The 19,039-nt window shown below is 68.4% G+C and carries 24 protein-coding genes; 11 read left to right on the forward strand and 13 right to left on the reverse strand.

The annotated features are described in order from the left end of the window. Positions 1–3: 3 nt before the first annotated feature. On the forward strand, positions 4–636 hold the full coding sequence (imuA, locus tag H609_RS0109610) for a translesion DNA synthesis-associated protein ImuA (RefSeq protein WP_028484841.1): 633 nt from the start codon (positions 4–6) through the stop codon (positions 634–636). Between the two features lie 157 nt (positions 637–793). Beyond that, positions 794–2,227, forward strand: a complete 1,434-nt coding sequence (locus H609_RS0109615) for a DNA polymerase Y family protein (protein WP_028484842.1) — start codon at positions 794–796, stop codon at positions 2,225–2,227. A gap of 35 nt (positions 2,228–2,262) precedes the next feature. Here H609_RS0109615 and rnk read toward each other — a convergent pair whose 3' ends face one another. From rnk to H609_RS0109640, 5 genes are all read right to left on the reverse strand, one after another. Next, complete coding sequence (gene rnk / locus H609_RS0109620; protein ID WP_018866160.1) at positions 2,263–2,673, reverse strand: nucleoside diphosphate kinase regulator; 411 nt, start codon at positions 2,671–2,673, stop codon at positions 2,263–2,265. Positions 2,674–2,837: 164 nt separating this feature from the next. Continuing rightward, entirely contained in the window at positions 2,838–3,185 is a 348-nt protein-coding gene (locus H609_RS0109625; RefSeq protein ID WP_028484843.1) for a rhodanese-like domain-containing protein, read from the reverse strand. A gap of 46 nt (positions 3,186–3,231) precedes the next feature. Continuing rightward, positions 3,232–3,900: a thioredoxin family protein gene (locus tag H609_RS0109630; RefSeq protein WP_028484844.1), complete on the reverse strand. Its 669-nt coding sequence runs from the start codon at positions 3,898–3,900 to the stop codon at positions 3,232–3,234. 18 nt (positions 3,901–3,918) lie between these two features. Next, complete coding sequence (locus H609_RS0109635; RefSeq protein ID WP_019584357.1) at positions 3,919–4,371, reverse strand: glycine cleavage system protein H; 453 nt, start codon at positions 4,369–4,371, stop codon at positions 3,919–3,921. Positions 4,372–4,373: 2 nt separating this feature from the next. After that, positions 4,374–4,772, reverse strand: a complete 399-nt coding sequence (locus H609_RS0109640; protein ID WP_026279693.1) for a hypothetical protein — start codon at positions 4,770–4,772, stop codon at positions 4,374–4,376. Between the two features lie 133 nt (positions 4,773–4,905). On the opposite strand from H609_RS0109640, the gene H609_RS0109645 reads away from it, so the two are divergent. Beyond that, a complete protein-coding gene (locus H609_RS0109645; RefSeq protein WP_018880366.1) occupies positions 4,906–5,448 on the forward strand; it encodes a hemerythrin domain-containing protein in 543 nt (180 codons plus the stop codon). After that, positions 5,441–6,139: a hemerythrin domain-containing protein gene (locus H609_RS0109650; protein ID WP_028484845.1), complete on the forward strand. Its 699-nt coding sequence runs from the start codon at positions 5,441–5,443 to the stop codon at positions 6,137–6,139. Before H609_RS0109645 ends, H609_RS0109650 begins: the two co-directional genes overlap by 8 nt. 36 nt (positions 6,140–6,175) lie before the next feature. Here H609_RS0109650 and H609_RS0109655 read toward each other — a convergent pair whose 3' ends face one another. The 4 genes from H609_RS0109655 to rluB all read right to left on the reverse strand — a co-directional run bounded on the left by H609_RS0109655 (position 6,176) and on the right by rluB (position 9,360). After that, complete coding sequence (locus H609_RS0109655; RefSeq protein WP_051206773.1) at positions 6,176–7,336, reverse strand: nitrate/nitrite transporter; 1,161 nt, start codon at positions 7,334–7,336, stop codon at positions 6,176–6,178. A 72-nt stretch (positions 7,337–7,408) separates the two neighbouring features. Then, positions 7,409–7,624 carry a lipopolysaccharide assembly protein LapA domain-containing protein gene (locus H609_RS0109660; RefSeq protein ID WP_017941597.1) on the reverse strand — a complete coding sequence of 72 codons (216 nt, stop codon included), beginning with the start codon at positions 7,622–7,624 and terminating at the stop codon, positions 7,409–7,411. 80 nt (positions 7,625–7,704) lie between these two features. Beyond that, entirely contained in the window at positions 7,705–8,358 is a 654-nt protein-coding gene (locus tag H609_RS0109665; protein ID WP_028484847.1) for an endonuclease III domain-containing protein, read from the reverse strand. Positions 8,359–8,364: 6 nt separating this feature from the next. After that, entirely contained in the window at positions 8,365–9,360 is a 996-nt protein-coding gene (rluB, locus tag H609_RS0109670) for a 23S rRNA pseudouridine(2605) synthase RluB (RefSeq protein WP_018876392.1), read from the reverse strand. A gap of 59 nt (positions 9,361–9,419) precedes the next feature. On the opposite strand from rluB, the gene moaB reads away from it, so the two are divergent. Then, positions 9,420–9,956, forward strand: coding sequence for a molybdenum cofactor biosynthesis protein B (gene moaB / locus H609_RS0109675; RefSeq protein WP_019584352.1), 537 nt, complete (start codon positions 9,420–9,422; stop codon positions 9,954–9,956). Between the two features lie 310 nt (positions 9,957–10,266). Here moaB and H609_RS0109680 read toward each other — a convergent pair whose 3' ends face one another. The 3 genes from H609_RS0109680 to H609_RS0109690 form a co-directional block, all read right to left on the reverse strand. After that, positions 10,267–12,051: an N-acetylglutaminylglutamine amidotransferase gene (locus H609_RS0109680; RefSeq protein ID WP_028484848.1), complete on the reverse strand. Its 1,785-nt coding sequence runs from the start codon at positions 12,049–12,051 to the stop codon at positions 10,267–10,269. Positions 12,052–12,153: 102 nt separating this feature from the next. Beyond that, on the reverse strand, positions 12,154–13,041 hold the full coding sequence (locus H609_RS0109685) for a LysR family transcriptional regulator (RefSeq protein WP_255349534.1): 888 nt from the start codon (positions 13,039–13,041) through the stop codon (positions 12,154–12,156). A gap of 40 nt (positions 13,042–13,081) precedes the next feature. Then, positions 13,082–13,471, reverse strand: coding sequence for a hypothetical protein (locus H609_RS0109690; protein WP_018876388.1), 390 nt, complete (start codon positions 13,469–13,471; stop codon positions 13,082–13,084). Between the two features lie 64 nt (positions 13,472–13,535). Here H609_RS0109690 and sohB point away from each other — a divergent pair, with 64 nt between their 5' ends. The 6 genes from sohB to H609_RS0109720 all read left to right on the forward strand — a co-directional run bounded on the left by sohB (position 13,536) and on the right by H609_RS0109720 (position 18,505). Further along, positions 13,536–14,624, forward strand: coding sequence for a protease SohB (gene sohB, locus H609_RS0109695; RefSeq protein ID WP_018876387.1), 1,089 nt, complete (start codon positions 13,536–13,538; stop codon positions 14,622–14,624). Positions 14,625–14,701: 77 nt separating this feature from the next. After that, positions 14,702–15,205 carry a DsrE family protein gene (locus H609_RS0109700; RefSeq protein ID WP_018876386.1) on the forward strand — a complete coding sequence of 168 codons (504 nt, stop codon included), beginning with the start codon at positions 14,702–14,704 and terminating at the stop codon, positions 15,203–15,205. A gap of 262 nt (positions 15,206–15,467) precedes the next feature. After that, positions 15,468–15,932: a DUF302 domain-containing protein gene (locus H609_RS0109705; RefSeq protein ID WP_019584348.1), complete on the forward strand. Its 465-nt coding sequence runs from the start codon at positions 15,468–15,470 to the stop codon at positions 15,930–15,932. Positions 15,933–16,029: 97 nt separating this feature from the next. Then, positions 16,030–16,533: an ATP-dependent zinc protease gene (locus H609_RS0109710; protein ID WP_018866140.1), complete on the forward strand. Its 504-nt coding sequence runs from the start codon at positions 16,030–16,032 to the stop codon at positions 16,531–16,533. After that, positions 16,530–17,435 carry a 30S ribosomal protein S6--L-glutamate ligase gene (rimK, locus tag H609_RS0109715; protein WP_018876384.1) on the forward strand — a complete coding sequence of 302 codons (906 nt, stop codon included), beginning with the start codon at positions 16,530–16,532 and terminating at the stop codon, positions 17,433–17,435. The genes H609_RS0109710 and rimK overlap by 4 nt, the downstream gene beginning before the upstream one ends. Further along, the gene (locus tag H609_RS0109720) at positions 17,435–18,505 is read left to right on the forward strand and encodes a succinylglutamate desuccinylase/aspartoacylase family protein (RefSeq protein WP_028484850.1); all 1,071 of its coding nucleotides are present in this window, start codon (positions 17,435–17,437) and stop codon (positions 18,503–18,505) included. Before rimK ends, H609_RS0109720 begins: the two co-directional genes overlap by 1 nt. A 26-nt stretch (positions 18,506–18,531) precedes the next feature. Here the strand turns inward: H609_RS0109720 and H609_RS0109725 are convergent, their stop codons facing one another. Beyond that, positions 18,532–18,969, reverse strand: a complete 438-nt coding sequence (locus H609_RS0109725) for a nucleoside deaminase (protein ID WP_018866137.1) — start codon at positions 18,967–18,969, stop codon at positions 18,532–18,534. Positions 18,970–19,039 lie beyond the last annotated feature (70 nt).

Below are 19,039 nucleotides of genomic sequence, written 5' to 3' on the forward strand. Positions count from 1 at the left end.
GTCATGGGCGCGCTGGATACCCTGCTCGACCATCCGGCGCTCTGGCGCGGACGCAGCGCCACTCCGGCCCCGGATGCCCCGGTCTGGCCCAGCGGCCACGCGGAGCTCGACCGGGCTCTGGGCGGGGGCTGGCCACGCGGCCAGCTGGTCGAACTGCTGGGCGCCCCGTTCGGCAGCGGCGAGACCCGGCTGCTGGTCCCCATGCTGACCGCCTGCGGCCAGGACGACTACTGGATCGCGGTGATCGCGCCACCGGCCACCCCCTGGCTGCCGGGCTGGCAGACCCTGGGCATCCCGCCGGAGCGGGTACTGCTGATCCGCACCGAGCACGATCGCGACACCCTGTGGGCCGGCGAGCAGTGCCTGCGCGACCCGGCCTTCGGCGTGCTGCTCGCCTGGCTGCGCCGTCCCGTGGAGACGGCCCTGCTGCGCCGGCTACGCCTGGCCGCCAGCGAGAGCCGGGCCTGCGCCGTCCTGTACCGGCCGCCGGACGCCGCGGCCCAGCCCTCGCCGGCCCATCAGCGCCTGCGCTGGCAGGCCGCGGCCACCGGCCTGGAACTGCACTGCCTGAAGGGGGCCGGCCACTGGGCCCGCTCCGGCCAGCCTCTGTGGATTCCCGAAGCACCGGGGGCCTGAAATGGGCCAGCCCGCCCGCCCCGCGCGCGCAGCCACACCCCCGGAACCCGCCCGGCAGCAACTGAGCCTGCTGCCGGCGGCGCCCACCCCCGCGCCCACTCCCCGGCCACCGGAGGCACGCCCCGCCAGTTCCGCCCGAGTGCCGCGGGAACACTGGATGGCCATCGAGCTGCCGCACCTCGCGCTGGAGTCCCTGGCCCGGGCGGAACCGGACCCGGAGCGATTGCAACGCCCCCTACTGGTGGTGGAATCCGGCGCCATCCCCCGGGTGCACGCCGCCAACCGTGCGGCGCGGCGCGCCGGTGCGCGACCCGGCATGGCGCTGGGGGATGCGCTGGCCGTGCTGGATACCCCGGAACTGGTCGAACATGACCCGGACGCCCTGCGGACCCAGCTGGAGATGCTGGCCGGCGTACTGCTGCGGTTCTCCGACCATGTGCACCCGGAACCGGAGGCCCACCGTATCCTGGTGGAGGTCGGACGCAGCCGCCGCCTGTTCGGCGGCCTGGAGGCGTTGCGCCAGCAGGCGCAGGACACCCTGGCCGGCCTGGGTTTCCATCCCCGCATCGGGCTGGGGCGCAGCCCCGCCGCCGCGCGCCTGCTGGCGCACCTGCGCAACCCCGCGATCGCGGAGGACCCCGAGAGCCTGCGCCGACTGCTGACACCCGTGCCGCTGGAGGCCCTGCCGCTGGCCGACGCCACCCGCGAAGGCCTGCGCGCCTTGGGCCTGCGCCAGCTGGGCGACCTGCTGCGCCTGTCACGCGCCGAGCTGGCCCGGCGCCACGGACCGGAACTGCTGGACCTGCTGGATCACCTGCTGGCCCGACGCGTGGAGACCCTGCCCCGCTTTGCGCCACCTCCGGTGCTGGATTTGCCCCTGCGCCTGGAGCACGAGATCCACGCCACCACGGCCCTGGCCTTCCCGCTCAAACGGCTGCTGCGCCAGGCCGAGGCCCAGTTGCGCGGCCTGAACCGCAGCCTGCAGGGGATGACCCTGGAACTGACACATCGCGAGGCGCGCACCCGGCTGACGCTGGAACGCGGACAGCCGGGCATGCGCGCCGACGAATGGCTACCCCTGTGGCAGACTCGTCTGGAGCGCGAAACCCTGCCGGAGGCCGTCATCGGCCTGCGCCTGCGGGCATCCTGCCTGCTGGGTCCCCCGGACCGGGGCGACAGCCTGCTGGCCGGGGACCCGGCGAGCACGCCACCGGCGGATCAGCTGCCCGCGGTCCTGGCCCGACTGCGCGCCCGCCTGGGCGAGCCGGCGGTCACCCGCCTGGTCAACCGCCGCACCCCAAGGCCGGAGGAGGCCCAGGGATCACGCCACGATCTCGCCGTTACTCCGGCCCCGGTCGCCCCGACACCGGGCCAGCGCACCGTCGGGGCGGCCCTGTGGCTGCAGGGCCCCGACCCCGCCACCCCGCCCGACCAGCCGCAATGGCTGGGGCGGCTGGAAGACGGCTGGTGGGACCATGGCCAGGATGCACGGCGCGACTACGCCCGGGCACTCGATCGCCAGGGCCGCCGGCTCTGGCTGTATCGCTGCCTGCGCAGTGGCCAGTGGTATCGCCAGGGTTACTGGGGCTGAATCCGCGCCGGATACACGCCCACCGCCCCCGCCCGTCAGCGGTGGTATTCGCCCGCCCGCTCCGGCTGGTACTCGACCTCCACGATGCGCACATGCATCTGCCCGCCACCCGGGCGCGGCCACTCGATCTCGTCCCCCTCGGAAAGCCCCAGCAGGGCGCTGCCCACCGGCGCCAGGATCGACAGCGTGCCGCCGCTTTCATCCACGTCCCGCGGGTATACCAGCGTCATCGAGAATTCCTCGCCGGACTCGGTCACCCGGAACCGGACCTTCGAGTTCATCGTCACCACCGCACCCGGGATCTCGTGCGAATCCACCACATCCGCGCGGTCCAGCTCGGCCTCCAGATCGGCCTTGCCCGGAAAGGCATCCTCCGGCAGCGATTCCAGCAGCTTGTCCAGACGCTCCATGTCCGTGGTGGAGACGATGATCTTCGGCTTGTTCACGTTCACACTCCAAATACACGACGCGCCCCCGGAGAGACGCGCCAGAGAAGAAAATTCAGGGATTTTCCGGAAACCGGGAAACGAACTTCGAGATTAGCCAAGTCTCGACGAAAAAGCGATCCAGCCAGTCACGGCACTGGAATATCGATCCGCCCGCACACTCACTACCGGCCCTCGCCGTCCCGCCAGGCCGCATAGCCGCCGCGCAGCACATGCGCATCGATCCCCATCGCCCGCAGGCTGTCGGCCACCAGCTGGGACCGGCCACGCCCCCCAAAGAACACCACGACGGGCTGCTGGGGGTCCTGCATGTGAGATTCGATGGTGGCCTCCAGCTTGGGCCGGGGGATATTCACCGGGCCCTCGATCGTACCCTCGGCCGCCTCCTCCGGCTGGCGCACGTCCACCAGCAGAAACGGCTTCCCGTCCTGGCGCCAGCGGGCCACCTCGGCCGGTTCCAGATGCGGCAAACTCTGTTCCAGATCACCAATACGTTTCTCGAAAAGACTCACGGCCACACTCCGAATCGTGGGTAGGCCACCATCCTATCGCGCGAGCTCAAAGGGACGGACGCACCAGCAGCGGCACCACCCGAACCGTAAACATCGCCAGGCCGATCAGCGCCGCCAGCGCACCCACCGCCGTCAGCATCGCAACCCCCAGGATCCAGCCCAGGCCCATCCCCACCACGGCCAGATGCACCAGGATCTGTGGTGCCCAGGCCCACAGCCAGCCGCCCGCGATCGGGTGCCCGGTAAAGCGCGGCAGCATGTGCTCGCCCAGCCCCATGATCAGCAGCAGCAGAAAGCCCAGGGTAAAGCCGTGCAGCGCCGCCGGCCGGGCCGCGCCCTCCAGGAAAAAGCCCCCCAGCGGCAGCGCCGCCCCCGCGATCAGCAGCCAGACCATTGCCCCCAGCACCGAAGCCCGGCTGGAGGGCGACAGGCCCAGCCCCACATGCCGGGCCGCCTTCTGCGTACGCTCCGGGGCGGCGCCTACCAGTTCGGTGGCGGCCGTGCGATCCAGCAGACCGATGTGCTTGAGCTCGCCATCCACCACCACCGCCGGGATGGAGCGGATACGCAGCCGGGTGGCCAGCTCGCGGCCTTCCGGCTGGCCCATGTCCACCACCGCGAAGTCGATCTGTTTGTCCTCGGCCACCTGACGCCAGATGCGCTCGGCATCGTGGCAGGAGGCACACCATTCGGATACCAGCAGTTCCACCTTCATGAATCCGTCTCCCCCGGCTCAGTCCGCGCAGCGCATGCAGTGGATGTCGTAACGATCGATCCATTGCTTCAGACCGGTGATCGCCTCGGGGCCGGTGTGCAGCCGCTCCAGCGCCTTTTGCGGATCGTCCGGGCGCATCACCACCACCCAGGCATCGGTGTAGGGCGCGACGTTCACCAGACCCGGATCGGCCTCCACCGCCGGATTGATACGCTCGATGGTGCCGTCGAACGGGGTCGGAATGCCGCCCGCCCACTTGCCCGACTCCAGCCGCGCCACCGGCTTGCCCGCGGCACGGTGCGAACCCGGCTTGCGAAAGCGGAAGTACTGCACACGGCCTGCCATGGTCTGCGCCGGATCGGTGATCCCGAGGGTGAAGGTGCCGTCGTCCTCCGGCCGCACCCAGACGTAGTCCAGGTCGTAGAACAGGTCGTCCGGCAGCTCGCAGCCGTTGTATTCCGCGCGTGCCATGGTTATGCCCCCTTCGGTCCATAGTGGCGCACGGTCAGCGCGATGTTCACGGCGAACAGGATCATCGCCCCCCAGGCCAGCGCGCCACCCACCGCGACCGTCGCGTTATGGAAGACCAGCCAGCCGGCGACCATCACCCACAGCCCGATGTTGGCCAGCAGGAACTGCGCATGCCCCAGGCGTTCGGAGAACAGGGACCGCCCGGAAAACCGCGGCAGCACATGCAGCCCCACGCCATAGATCATCATGGTCACGAAACCCAGCAGCATCAGGTGGCCGTGGATGCGCGGCACGTTGCCGGGGATCAGGCCGGGATGCACCAGCCAGAGGATGCCGAGCAGCCCGCCCAGCAGGGCATAGACCAGGGCCGCGAGGATGAACATCCGGTTTCGAGGGTGCATGCAATGCTCCTTGTCAGGTTTGACTCAGCATACTTTAAGCTATATTCCATATGCATTGATCGAGATCAACACCCGCTCGCGTCCGATCGGTAACAGTCACCCTTCAGGAAAACCCGCCAAGGCCGCAACTGCCATGCATCTGCAACTCCACGAGACCGTCCCCGGATTCCAGCAGCCTGTCGAGCTGCTGCGCGCCTGTCATCGGCGCATCCTCAACTCCCTGGACATCCTCGAGCGTCTGCCCGCGCACCTCGCCGCAAAGGGCGCTGACGAGGAGGCGCGCACTGCGGCGGCTCGGGTCCTGAAATACTTTCACGAAGCTGCCCCCAATCACCACGCGGACGAGGACGAGGACCTGTTCCCCCTCCTCCAGCGGCACTGCGACCACCCCGACAGCCACCCCCAACTGTGCGAATGGCTGGAGCGCCTGAGCGCGGAACATGCCGAGATCGAGGCCGGCTGGGACCGGCTGGAACCGGCCCTGCAGCGAATTGCAGACGGCTCGACCGCGGAACTGACCGGCGCGGAGGCCTGGATCCGGCAATACCGCGTGCATCTCGACCTGGAAGAGCGGGCCGTGCTGCCGTTCGCCGAGCACCTGCTGAGCCCGGAGGAGCGCCACACCATCGGTGCCCGCATGGCCGCACGGCGCGGGATCGGGAGCGACGATGGCTGACTTCCTGCTCGATCTGCGCGGCCTGGGCGACCATGCCCATACGCGGGCCTATTACACCCTCCGCGAACTGCGACCGGGCCAGGTCTTCGAAGTCTGGCTGGACCAGGAACCGAAGCTCTTGATGGACGCCGTCGGCCTGCAGCTGCGGCATGCCATCCACTGGCAGGGTCTCGAAAACGGGCCACCGCTGTGGAAGCTCGCGGTGCAGCGCCGCGAGGATGTCGCCCCGGTGGATCTGGTCGACCTGCTGGAGCGCGACCACCTGCGCATCGACCGCCTGTTCGCCAGCGCCCTGCACAAGGTGAACGCGGGTGATGTCGAGGGGGCCGCACCGGATTTCCACGCCTACGTCGACGGCCTGCGCCACCACGTGGAGGTGGAAAACGAACTGATCGTGCCGCTGCTGGACCTGCCGCGCAGCCCGAACGGTCAGGACCCGACCTCGATCATGCTGCGCGAGCACGACGAGATCCTGGAACAGACCGCGATGCTCGAACATGAATTCAGCGAAGGGGTCGACGAGGCCTGGGCCGTGGCCCCGTTCTTCGCCCTGATCTCCGGCGCGCTGGCCAAGCACGAGGGCCGCGAGGAGCAGAACCTGTTCCCGCACTGGAGCCGCGCCCTGCGCGAACAACCGGACGCCGCCGCCGAACTCCTGGAGCGTGCGCAGGCCCGACTCGCAGCCTCCTGATCGCTTCTGCGTCGCAGGCGGCGCGACGCGACCGCTTCAGCGAGCCGTAACGGGGTGATGAGGCGGCGACAGGCGGGCCAGCGCCAAGAGACCCAGCAACGGGCCGGGCAGCAACAACCACAGGACCCACAACCCGCCATCCGCCCACAGCCAGCTCGTCAGCCAGATTGCCGGCAGGGTCAGGGCAAAGCCAATCGCATTCATGACGCTCAGCGCGGACCCCACCGCGTCCGCCGGCGCACTGTCCGCGGCCAGTGCGGAGAACTGCGGCGAGTCCGCGATCACCGTCAGGCCCCACAACGCCAGCAGGCCGAACAGCAGCCAGGGCGAGTGCCCGGCCAGCAGCGGATACAGCAGACAGGCCAGGCCCGACGTCGCCAGGGCCACCCGCGCCACGCGCAGACTCCCCAGGCCCCGGCTCAGGCGGCCGCCCCAGACGCAGCCGGCCAACCCCAGCGCGATCACGCCGAAGGCGAGCCACGGGATCAGCCCGGCATCGGCCTCCAGACGCGACAGCTCGCGCGCCACCAGCAGCGGGACCAGCGTCCAGAAGGCGTACAGTTCCCAGCAATGCCCGAAGTAGCCTCCGGCCACGGCCCGGAAGTCCCGCCGCCGCAATGCACGAAACCCCTTGCCCAGCCCCGGTGTGCACCCCGGGGGTGGCAGGTGGGGCCCATCCCCCAGGCGCAGGATCAGCAGTGCCGCCAGCACCGCCAGGAAAGACGCCAGCAGCACCGGGATCGCCCAGGGGAAATCGAGCGTGGCGCCGCGCAGCAGATGCGGCAGCGCGGTGCCCAGAGTCAGCATGCCCAACAGCCAGGACAGGGCCCAGCCCTTGTACTCGGGCGTCCAGGCAATCACCAGCTTCATGCCCAGGGGGTAAACCCCGGCCAGCGCCAGTCCGACCAGGAACCGCATGAGCAGGGCCATCTCCCAGACACCGGCCAGCAGGATAAACATGGCGTTCAGTCCGGCCCCGGCCACGGCAGAGATCGCGAACAGCCGGCTGGCACGAAAACGGTCCGCCAGGCCGGTCGCGGCCACCGCCAGCGTTCCGGTGATGAAGCCCGTCTGGGTCGCCATGGTCAGCCAGCCAATCTCGGCCGGCGACCAGCCCAGTGCCTGCTGCAGCGACAACCCGACCCCGTTGACCGAGAACCACAGCGACGTGCCGAACAGCTGTGCCGCCACGATCACCAGCAGGGGGTGACGACGAATCCAGAGCGCCGTCACCGTAAGCGACCGGTCATAGGCGTCGAACCGCCCCGATCAGCGACTCGCGCCACGGATCCAGCGCTTGAGCAGGGCCACCAGCGCGCCCCCGGAGACGAGCCCCAGCAGGTAGATCCCGACGATCAGCAACGCCAGTGGCAGCGTCACATGCAGGGTCAGGAAATTCAGGGTCACCAGTCGCAGGTTCTGGATTGCAAAGATCGCGACCACCGCGACGAACACGATGATCAGCAGGGAGTAGACGTACCGCATGCGACCTCCCGGGTCAGTCGGGCCAAACGCTCAGATTCGGGCGCCCCGGGGTCAGCGTCAACCGGCACGAGGCGGCGACCTCAAGGGTTTCCCCGAGTGTCGGGATGGCTGCAGTGGTCGCGCAGCGGGCAGCCTTCGCACCGCGGTCGCGGGCGGCAGCGCTCCTTGCCATGCTCCACGATCAGCGCATGCAGGTCGTTCAGGGCGGCCACATCCGGCCCCAACTCCGTCTCGACGTGGCCACGCAGCTGATCATAGGGGGCCTGCGCCTGCGGGACCTCCAGGCGCTCGAACAGACGCCGCGTGTAGGCATCCACCACGAAGACCGGGCGGTCGAAGGCATACAGCACGATATCGTCGGCCGTCTCCGGGCCCACGCCCTTGACGCCCAGCAACGCCGAGCGCAACTCGGCCGTTTCCAGCGCGGTCAGTCCCTCGACACCGCCGGATGCCTCGAGGAAGCGCAGCAGATGCCGCAGCCGGTCGGCCTTCACGTTGAAGTAGCCACTGGGACGAATCCGCTCGGCCAGTTCTTCCGGGTCAAGCGCCATCAGTCCTTCGGGCGAGAGGGCACCGATGGCGCGCAGGTTGTCCAGGGCCTTCTCGACGTTGGTCCAGCTCGTGTTCTGGGTCAGCACGGCACCGACCATCACCTCGAAGGCGGTATCCGCCGGCCACCATTGCAGGTCACCGTACTCCGCACGCAGGGCCTCCAGAAGGTCGGGAATCCGCACGTGGTGTTACCGCTGGCGACGCCCGCCCGATTTACCACCGCCCGCCGGGCGCCCGCCGGAACGACCGCCCGAGGGCTTCGCGCCCCGGCCACCACCGCGACCACCAGGGGATGCCGGCTTGCCCGACTTCTTCGGCGGCGAGGAACTCCAGCCGTCCTCGCGCGCCGCCCGACTGTTGCGCGACTTGCCGGCCGCCGCCGGCTTGCCGGGCCGCTGCTTGCTCCGGGGGTCGCGGCGCGGTCCGCCCCGCCCGCGCGGGCGCGCCGATTCCGGGATCGGCAGGTCCACCGCCGCGTACAGCCCGGCCACCTCGCGGCTCTCCAGGTCGCGCACCGCGCCGGTCTTCAGACCCCGCCCCAGGACCACCGGCCCGTAGCGCACCCGGATCAGGCGGCTGACCGTGACCCCGACGGCATCCCACAACCGCCGCACCAGGCGGTTGCGCCCCTCGCTGACGATCACGTGATACCAGTGATTGGCGCCGTCCCCGCCCTGCTCCTCCAGACTGTCGAAACGCGCCGGGCCATCCTCCAGCTCCACGCCCTCGCGCAGCATGTCCAGCGTGGCCGCCGGCACCTCGCCCAGCACGCGCACGGCATACTCGCGTTCCAGCGCCATGCTCGGGTGCATCAGCCGGTTGGCCAGTTCGCCGTCGGTGGTAAACAGCAGCAGGCCCGAAGTATTCAGGTCCAGCCGGCCTACCGCCACCCAGCGCTGCCCCTTCAGACGCGGCAGGCTGGCAAACACCGGTCGCCGGCCCTCCGGATCGGAGCGGCTGCAGATCTCGCCGACCGGCTTGTGGTACACGATCCAGCGGTGCGGGTGCTCCGGGCGCCGCACGATGCGCCCGCGCACGCGAATCACGTCGTGCTCGTCGACCTGATCCCCCAGCCGCGCGGTCCGGTTGTTCACCTGCACCTCGCCGCGCTCGATCCAGCCCTCGATCTCGCGCCGCGAACCCAGCCCGCGCGCCGCCAGGACCTTCTGTACCCGCTCCGACATTCCCGGAACTCCAGCAACTCATTAAGATGGGCGCCACGATACACCAACAGGACGTTGCCATGACCGATTCCACGCCGGAAACCACCCCCGTCAGGAAGCCGCTGAACATCGCCGTGCTCACCGTCTCCGACAGCCGCGAACTGGCGGAAGACCGCTCCGGCGATGCCCTCGTGGAACGCCTCGAAGGCGCCGGCCACCGCCTGGCCGATCGCGGGATCGTGAAGGACGACATCTACGCCATCCGCGCGGAACTCTCGCGCTGGATCGCCGACCCCGAGATCGATGCGGTGCTCACCACCGGCGGCACCGGCATCACCGGCCGTGACGGCACACCCGAGGCCGCCTCGGTGCTGCTGGACAAGACCATCGAGGGCTTCGGCGAGCTGTTCCGCATGCTCTCCTATGAAGAGATCGGCACCTCCAGTCTGCAGTCCCGCGCCCTTTCAGGGGTCGCGAACGGCACCTACATCTTCGTACTGCCCGGCTCCACCGGCGCCTGCCGCACCGCCTGGGACCGCATCATCCAGGCCCAGCTCGACGACCGCACCATGCCCTGCAACCTCACCATGCTGATGCCGCGCCTGACGGAGTCCTGAGGGAAACACGGATTTCACCACGAAGCACACGAAGGCACGAAGAAGGTCCAGGGCGGGTTGCACCACGGAGCACACGGAGATCACGGAGAAAGTCGTTGATTGGCTTGCAGCTGAAGTACGTGCCAAGCATATCGAACTGCATTGGGGTGACCCCCTTTAGACGGACTATTCCCGGCCCATGATGCTCGCGCCCTTCACCCGAAATGCCATGGGCCGTCTCCGTGTACTCCGTGTCCTCTGTGGTTAATCCGCTCTTGACCTTGACCTTCTTCGTGCCTTCGTGTGCTTCGTGGTGACATACACCCTTTGATCACGCATCCACGTGAGTCTGCAGCCAGTATTCGAGCAGGGCTGCGTGCCAGAGCTTGGAGCCCTGGATGCGGGTGAAGTACTGGTCCGGGGCATCCAGCAGCCTGTCGATGTAGGCCGGCTGATAGAGGCCGCGCTCGCGCGAGGCGCGCGAGGTCAGGATGTCGCGCATGAACTCGAGGAAGTCCCCGCGCACGTATTTGAGTGCCGGCACCGGGAAGTAGCCCTTGGGCCGGTCCAGCACCGCGTCCGGCAGGCGCCCGCGGGCGATGCGGCGCAGCACGTCCTTGCCGCCGTCGCCCAGCTTCAGGTGCGGCGGCATCGCGGCGGCCGTCTCCACCAGTTCGTGATCCAGGAACGGGACCCGCGCCTCCAGGCCGAAGGCCATCGTCATGTTGTCCACGCGCTTGACCGGATCGTCCACGATCAGCGTGGTCACATCCAGCGCCAGCACCGCGTCGATGAAGGAATCCGCGCGGTCGGTCTCGAGTTCGGCGAACTGTTCGCGCAGCCAGTCGCCGGTCACGTCGTTCGCCGGCGGGTGGCGCAGCATCTCGGCCATCTCGGGGTGGTCGCGGTCGAAGTAGTGGCGGCGAAAACGCTCCACCCAGTCGCCGTGGCGATCCTCGGCCATCTGCGGATACCAGAAATAGCCACCGAAAACCTCGTCCGCGCCCTGGCCGGACTGCACCACCTTCACATGCTGCGAGACCTGCTCGGACAGCAGGTAGAAGGCCACCGCGTCCTGGCCGAACATCGGCTCGGCCATCGCCCCGACCGCCTCCGGCAATCGGGCCAGCACCTGGTCGTTGGGGATCAGCGTGGCCTGATGGTCGGTGGCGTAGCGCTCGGCGACCGGATCGGAGTATTCGAACTCCGAGCCCTTCTCCTCCGGCTGGTCCTCGAAGCCGACGGTGAAGGTGCGCAGGTCCTGCGCCCCCTCCTCCATCGCCAGCGCGACCAGCAGGGAGGAGTCCAGCCCGCCGGAGAGCAGCACGCCGACCGGCACGTCGGCCACCTCCAGGCGCCTGCGCACGGCGCTGCGCAGACTGTGCTCGATACGCTCCTGCCATTCGGCGTCGGACACGGCCGCGTCCGGGCGGTGGGCATGCAGCGTCCAGTAGCGCTGCAGACGTTCCTGGCCGCGCGCATCGATGCTCAGGTAATGCCCCGGCTCCAGCTTGCGGATGCCACGCAGCACGGTGCGCGGCGCGGGCACCACCGCGTGCAGCGAGAACAGCATGTGCAGTGCCTCGGCATCCAGCGCGGTATCCACGTCGCCGGCCGCCAGCAGCGCCTGGGTGTTGGACGCGAAGCGGATGCCGTCGCCCGTACGCGCCAGATACAGCGGCTTGATGCCCATACGGTCACGCGCCAGCAGCAGGCGCTGGGCGTGGCCGTCATACAGCGCAAAGGCGAACATGCCGTGCAGCCGGGCCACGATGCCCTCGCCCCACTCGGCATAGCCGCGCAGGATGACCTCGGTATCGCCGGTGGAGAAGAAACGATGGCCGCGGCCCTCCAGCTCGCTGCGCAGGGCGCGGAAGTTGTAGATCGCACCGTTGAAAACCAGCGCGAGCCCGGTCTCCGGGTCGAACATCGGCTGGTGCGCGCGCTGCGACAGATCCAGGATCGACAGGCGCCGGTGCCCCAGCGCGACCCGCCCGGAGGCCCACAGCCCGTCGGCATCCGGCCCGCGCCGTTCCAGGCAGGGCAGCATGCGCGCCACGGCCTCGCCGCTGGCGCGCCGCTCACCCCAGACGAATTCTCCTGCGATCCCGCACATTGGTTCTTTCCTTGTGATTGGGTATTGCGCTCAGGCTTGCGGGCACGATCCGGCGGGGGCCGGCACTTCGCGGGCAAGCCCGCTCCCACAAGTTCTGACTGACTATGAAGGCTCGCCTCGGAAGCCTTGTTCCAGTGCTGCCATCAGGGACCGGCTGGCCACGCCGGCGCGATCACGATCAGCATGCGTAATGTAGAACGGCACCCGGTGGCGCGCCCCGGCCTCCAGATGCAATTCGACCAGGCGGCCGGCGGCAAGATCCCCCGCGATGCGATCCTCCGGCACCCAGGCGAACCCGATGCCCGAACGAAGGATCTCGCAGGCCGTGCCCATGTGCGAGACCGTCCAGCGCTGGTCCGCCTCGACCCAGCCGCCCTGGCCACCTCCCTGGTCGCCGGAATCGCGCACCACCACCTGGCGGTGTGCCTGCAGATCGCGCCGGGTCAGGGCCGCCTCCGCCTGGGCGAGGGGATGCGAGGGATGCGCGACGCAGACCATCGACAACTCGCCCAGACAGCTCCCGAGATAACCGGAAGGCAGTTCCGGCCCCAGCAGGATGTCCACGGCCGCTTCCCGGAGCATGTCCGGCCCTCCGCTCAGCACCACCTCGTGCAGCTGGATCCGGGTGGCCGGGTAGGCCTTCGAGAAGGTTTCCAGCGCCCGGATCACCGGCTCGCGTGGCAGGAGCTGGTCCACTGCCAGCCGGATCTCGGATTCCACCCCTGCCGCCAGCGCGCCGGCCAGGTTCTCGATCTCCGCCGCCTCTTCGAGCAGATGCCCGGCCCGGCGCAAAAGCGCCTCGCCCGCCGGGGTGAGTACGGCCTTGCGGCCCTGCACCTCGAAGACATCCACCCCCAGCTGCTCTTCCAGCTTCTGCACCGCATGGTTGATGCTCGACGGACTCTTGTGCACCCGTTCGGCGGCACGCGCAAAGCCGCCGGCCTCCACCACCGCCTGCAGCATCCGCCACTGTTCAAGGGTGACACGCATCAATCGGCCCGCTCGGACAGGCCCATGGGGCCGCGCCCTGTCAGTGTTCGTCGGGGCATCCGCAACCCGGCTTGTGAGTGCGCGCATGCCACTCCTCGCGCAGGCGGGCATAGGCGGCGCCGGTCAGCAGTACCAGGTGTACGGTGGAGGGATAGATTCGGCCATCCAGGCGCAGGGTCTCGGTCAGTTCGGGGTGGCTGCCTTCGGGGATGTAGAAGAAATCCACGCCCTCGCGCAGCTGGTCCTTGCGTGCCTTGAACAGGCGAAAGGCCGTGCCCTTGGGCACCCCGTTCCAGTCGTCGATCTGGCGCAGGCTCAGCGTGGCATACCCGGCGTGAATGATCGGCTCGGGAACCGGACCGGCCGCGGAACCTTCCTGGCCGTGAAACCGTCCCGCGCTCCGGGGGTCTTCAACTGTATCGGTATCCATGCTGGCATTATGCACACACCGCCTTCGCGGCTCACCACGCAACCCCATTCAACCGGGACACGAAATGGAATTTCTGCAGGAATACGGACTCTTCCTCGCCAAGGCCGCCACGGCCGTAATCGCCGCGCTCATCGTGCTGAGTGCGTTCGCCGGCCTGCTCGCCCGCTCGCGCGAGCGACGGCCGGACCGCCTGCAGGTCAAGCGCCTGAACGACCGCTTCGAGCGCATGGAGAAAACCGTGCGCCGAGCCGTTGAACGCCGCCGTGGTCGGCTCGAGCGCCTGCGCGCCTGGAGCCGTCGCAAGCTGGGGCGAGCCCACGATGCCCCGTCGCAGGCGGAAGGATCGGGGAGCGCGGACATGACGCAATCCGGCGATGCGCCTCCGGACGACGGTTCGACGACCGAACGCCCCCGCGTGTACGTGCTGCGTTTCGACGGCGACATCCGCGCCTCCAGTGTCGAAAGCCTGCGCGAGGAAGTCACCGCGATCCTCACGATGGCGCGGCCGGACCAGGACCGGGCGATTGTCTGCCTGGAAAGTCCAGGGGGCCTGGTCCCCTCCTACGGGCTGGCCGCCGCCCAGCTGGCCCGCCTGCGCGAAGGGGGTCTGGACCTGACCGTGGCCGTGGACCGCGTGGCCGCCAGCGGCGGCTACATGATGGCGGCGGTCGGCCACCGCATCGTGGCCGCCCCCTTCGCGGTGCTGGGCTCGATCGGCGTGGTCGCGCAGATTCCCAATTTTCACCGCTGGCTGTCACGCAACGACATCGACGTCGAACTGCTGACCGCCGGCGAGTACAAGCGCACCCTGACCATGCTGGGCGAGAACACCGACGAGGGCCGCAAGAAGTTCCGCGAGCAACTCGAAGAGGCGCATGAGCTGTTCAAGACCTTCCTGGCCCGCTACCGCCCGCAACTGGACCTCGAGCAGGTCGCCACCGGCGAACACTGGTATGGCGAACAGGCCCGCGAGATGGGCCTGGCCGACGAACTGCGCACCAGCGATGATCTGCTGCTGGAACTGACCCGCGAGGCGGACGTATTCGAACTGACCTATCACCGTCCCCAGACGCTGGGCCGGCGCATCACCTTCGCGATGGAATCGGTCCTCGAGCGCGTACTGCGGAACCAGGGGCCCGAGACCCGCATGTAGCGTCCCGCGTCGCAAGGAACGTTTCGCTACGGCAAAGCGTCCACCCTCAACGAGGCAAAGCAACCAAGGAGCCACTCATGAACCGGAAAAACTGTCCCGTAACCCGACTGCTGCTGATCCTGCTGGCCGCCGTCAGCCTGCTGGCCACCCCGTTGGTTGCCGGCGCGGACGATAACCTGCCGTGGGGTTCCGCCGAGAAGATAGATCGCCCCTACGAGCCCCGCAAGGTGGTCTATGACGTCTACACCAGCAGCCCGCGCGAGCTGGAAATGGTGCTGGATCGGGTGAGCATGCTGAACAATGTCTACGAGGCCGACCCGTTCGAATCGCACATCGTGATGGTGCTGCACGGGCAGGAAGTGCCTTACTTCACCCGCGACGAATTCGACGAGCACGAAGAACTGATGCGCCGCGCCCGCTCGCTGACACAGGCCGGCAATATCGAGTTCCGCATGTGCGAAGCCTCCGCCCGCCTGCGCGGGATCGAGCTCGAGGACATCCACGGCTTCGTGAACGTCGTGCCGATGGCCGACGCCGAGATCATCGAACTGCAGCATGAAGGCTACCTGCTGATGCAGTGACGCAGACCTCGCCACCTCCCCAACCTGGCGGACGCCGGAACATGTCTCCCGGCCGGTCGAGCATGGCCGGCGTCCGCCCGCCCCGGCAGACTGCCCCCGAATTCAGGCCCCGAACCGACCATCGTCGCGAGGGGCCCTGCAAAATCTGTATCGATCGTCTACCTTCCCCGCCGTGGGTTTTCCACGCAGGTGCAACCCGGGGCAACGGCCCACCGCTCTCCGGCCCGACCTGTTCAATTCTCCCCGAGACAAGGACCTCGTCATGAAAAAGACTCTGCTCACTGCCCTGCTGCCCCTGGCCCTGACCGCGACACCGGCGCTGGCAGTCGACGTCCCCGGCATGATCGCCAAGACCAGCCCGCATTCGGCCTCCGAGACCCTGGATCGGCTGGAGAACGCGCTCGCAGCCAACGACGTCGGCGTCGCCCTGCGCTGGGACCATGCGGCAAAGGCCGACGGTGTGGACATCGACCTCGGTCCTACCGAACTCCTGCTGTTCGGCAACCCGGCACTGGGCAGCCACATGTTCACCAGCCAGCAGACCGCGGGCATCGACCTGCCGATGAAGGCGCTGGCCTGGACCGATGACGACGGCCAGACCTGGCTGGCGTACAACGATCCGGAATGGATGGCCGAACGCCACGGGATCGACGACCGGGACGACATCCTGGATACCATGAGCAACGCGCTGGACAACCTGACCAACGCGGCGATCGCCGAGGACTGAACCCTCCTCGGGGTCACATGCAACCAAGTGACCCCGGCCGCTCGCAGCGGGCGGGTGATTCGCTATAGTGAGGCTTCCACCCGCACCGGGAGCCGACGTGGATCACCCGTCCCCTTCCAGCCAAACTACACCGCAAACCCGCGAGGCGCCCATCCTCGGCTGGCGCGAATGGGTCGGGCTCCCCGATCTCGGGATCCCCGCCATCAAGTGCAAGGTCGATACCGGCGCGCGCAGCTCTGCGCTCCACACCTTCCACATCGAGCCGTTCACCCGTGACGGTCACGAATGGGTACGCTTCGGCATTCACCCTCACCAGCACGACGCCACAACCGAGGTCTGGTGCGAGGCCCCGGTACTGGACATCCGCCGCGTCACCGACTCCGGCGGGCACAGCGGCGATCGCTATTTCATCGCCACCCGCGTGCAACTGGGCCCGCTGCTGTTGCCCGTTGAGCTTTCCCTGACCAGCCGCGATACCATGCTCTTTCGCATGTTGCTTGGCCGCGAGGCCATGCGGGGTCGCTTCCTGGTCGATCCTCAGGCCTCGTTCATTGCCAGCCATCGTCCGTCCACCCCGACAGCCCAGCAGGCGCCTGAATGAAACTCGGCATCCTCTCGCGTAACAGCAAGCTCTACTCCACCCGACGCCTGGTCGAGGCCGCCGACCAGCGGGGCCACGAGGTCCGTGTGGTGGACCCGCTGCGCTGCTACATGAACATCACCGCGCACAACCCGCAGATCCACTACAAGGGTGACATCCTCGACCAGTTCAACGCGGTCATCCCGCGCATCGGGGCGTCCATCACGTTCTACGGCACCGCCGTGCTGCGCCAGTTCGAGATGATGAACGTCTATCCGCTGAACGAGTCCGTCGGCATCTCGCGCTCGCGCGACAAGCTGCGCAGCCTGCAGCTCCTGTCGCGCCGCGGTATCGGCCTGCCGGTCACCGGGTTTGCACACTCGCCGGACGACATCGACGACCTGCTGGCCACCGTGGGCGGCGCGCCCTGCGTGATCAAGCTGCTGGAAGGCACCCAGGGCCTTGGGGTGGTACTGGCCGAGACCAAGCAGGCGGCCGAGAGCGTCATCCAGGCCTTCATGGGCCTGAAGCAGCACATCCTGGTGCAGGAATACATCAAGGAGGCCAAGGGCTCGGACATCCGCTGCTTCGTGATCGGCGACAAGGTCGTCGCCGCCATGAAGCGCCAGGCGAAGGAAGGCGAGTTCCGCTCCAACCTGCACCGTGGCGGCAGCGCCACGCTGTGCCGCATTACCCCGGAAGAACGCGCCACCGCCGTGCGCGCGGCCAAGGTGATGGGGCTGAACGTCTGCGGCGTGGACCTGCTGCGCTCCAACCACGGCGCCGTGGTCATGGAGGTCAATTCGTCGCCCGGCCTGGAAGGCATCGAGAACGCCTCCGGCAAGGACGTGGCGGGCATGATCATCGACTTCATCGAGAAGAACGCCAAGCCCAACCGGACCAAGACCAAGGGCCGCGGCTAATGGCGACTCCGCGGGCCGTTCGCAACGACCCGATCACGATCGGCGGCACCACGGTCCGCCCAGGCGAACGCCGCACGGTGGAGCTGGAACTGGGGGCGCTGTACACCCACACACCCACCAACATGCCGGTTCAGGTCCTGTGCGGCCGGCGCAAGGGGCCGGTGCTGTTCGTCAGTGCCGCCATCCACGGCGACGAGATCAACGGCGTCGAGATCATCCGCCGCCTGCTCAAGGTGCCCGCCCTGCGGCGCATGAAGGGCACCCTGATCGCCGTGCCCGTGGTGAACATGCACGGCTTCATCAACCAGAGCCGCTACCTGCCCGATCGGCGCGACCTGAACCGCTGTTTTCCGGGATCGCAGAAGGGCTCGCTGGGCGCCCGGGTCGCGCGGCTGTTCATGCGCGAGATCGTCCAGCGCTGCACGCACGGCATCGACCTGCATACCGGCGCCATCCACCGGTCCAACCTGCCACAGATCCGCGCCAATCTGGACCATACGGAAACCCGCGAGCTCGCCCGCGCCTTCGGCGCACCGGTTATCCTCAACTCCGCGCTGCGCGACGGTTCCCTGCGCGAGGCGGCCGCGGAACGCCAGATCCCGATCCTGCTCTACGAGGCCGGCGAGGCCTTGCGCTTCGACGAGCTCTCCATCCGCGGCGGGGTACACGGCATCATCGAGGTCATGCGCCACCTGGAGATGCTCCCGGCCGTGCGCCGGCGCCCGCGCAAGGAGCCCATCATGGCCCGCACCAGCGGCTGGGTCCGGGCGCCGCAAAGCGGCATCCTGCGGACCTTCGTGCGCCAGGGCGATCGCGTCGTCCGCGACCAGACCCGGCTGGCCATCGTCTCCGACCCCTTCGGCGAGACCGAGACCGAGATCCTCGCCCCCGCCTCCGGCATCATCATCGGCGAACTCAACCTGCCGCTGATCAACGAGGGCGACGCCCTGTTCCACATCGCCCAGTTCAACCGCACCGACCTGGCCGTGGAACGCCTCGAAAGCTTCCAGGAAAACCTGGAGGCGAGCGACTACCCCTACGCCGACCCGCCGCCCCGCGAAGGCCCCTGAGCCCGCGCAGTCGCCGGAAGGTGGTGTCAGTGGCCGATGTCCTCGTGCCACAGTTCGGGGTGGTTCTCGATAAACGACCGCATCAGTTCGCGGCAGCCCGGGTCCTGCACCACATCCACCTGAATGCCGTGCCCGCGCAGCCAGTCCTCCTCACCGAGAAAGGACTCATTCTCGCCAATGATCACGTGCGGAATACCGTAGAGAACGATGGCCCCGCTGCACATCGCGCAGGGCGACAGCGTCGTGTAGAGCGTGCACTCGCGGTATACCTGCGCGGGCTGTCGCCCAGCGTTCTCCAGCGCATCCATCTCGGCATGCAGGATGGCACTGCCCTGCTGCACGCGCCGGTTGTGTCCGCGCCCGATCACCTCGCCCCGGTGCACCAGCACCGACCCGATGGGGATTCCGGCCTCGCCCAGCCCCTCGCGCGCCTCGTCCAGCGCCATCTCCAGAAACGGATCCATCGTCGTCATCCAGCCACCTCCTCCTGCAGGACAGCCACCGACGATAGACGAAGTGGCCGCGCGATACCGA

The sequence above is a fragment of the Thioalkalivibrio sp. ALE17 genome (genome assembly GCF_000425605.1).
Lineage (GTDB): Bacteria > Pseudomonadota > Gammaproteobacteria > Ectothiorhodospirales > Ectothiorhodospiraceae > Thioalkalivibrio.